The following is a 539-nucleotide window of genomic DNA, read 5'->3' as shown; positions in this document are numbered from 1 at the left end:
CACCTACAATGTCGACGCCTACGACCGGCTGCAGACCTACTACGTCAAGGCGATCTCCTACCTCTCCAGCAAGCTGTCTTTCGCCTATGACGGCGAGGACATCACCGATTTCGTGCAGCGGCCGGAATTCAAGAAATGCACAATGTCGGACAGCTACGATCTGTGGGAATGCCGTGAGCAGGTGTGGAATCGTTCTTTCCGTGGCAAGACCGTCGGCGGCACAAGCTTTCCCAACGACCGCTTCGGCGCCACCTTCTTCCAGCCCTATTATGCCGGCCAGACCTTTGGCCTTGGCCAACTCAACCCGCTGACCGCACTGCAGATGAGCGATCTCGTGCACAAGGTTTCGGGGCTGCCCGAGCTCGACGTCAGCGATCCGAATGGGGTCTACAAGACGATCATGGATCCGGACCTGACGCTGCCTTACGTCGCGGCGACGATCAAAAAGTCGATCGACGCCTATAAGAGCATTGCTGGCTTCGACATTTCTGGCAATCCGGGGCTGACCGCCACGCTTTACAATGTCGGCAATCCCGAGC

General features: G+C 57.9%; 1 protein-coding gene. It reads left to right on the top strand.

Annotation, left to right across the window (positions count from 1 at the left end; genetic code table 11):
* Positions 1-539: DUF1402 family protein (locus AC1DYX_RS31850; RefSeq protein WP_477266288.1), on the top strand; the 539-nt coding region annotated here is incomplete at both ends.

Source organism: Massilia sp. P2_C2 (assembly GCF_056404615.1).
The sequence above is the reverse complement of the archived record's forward strand: the minus strand, read 5'-3'. Positions and strand labels throughout refer to the sequence as shown.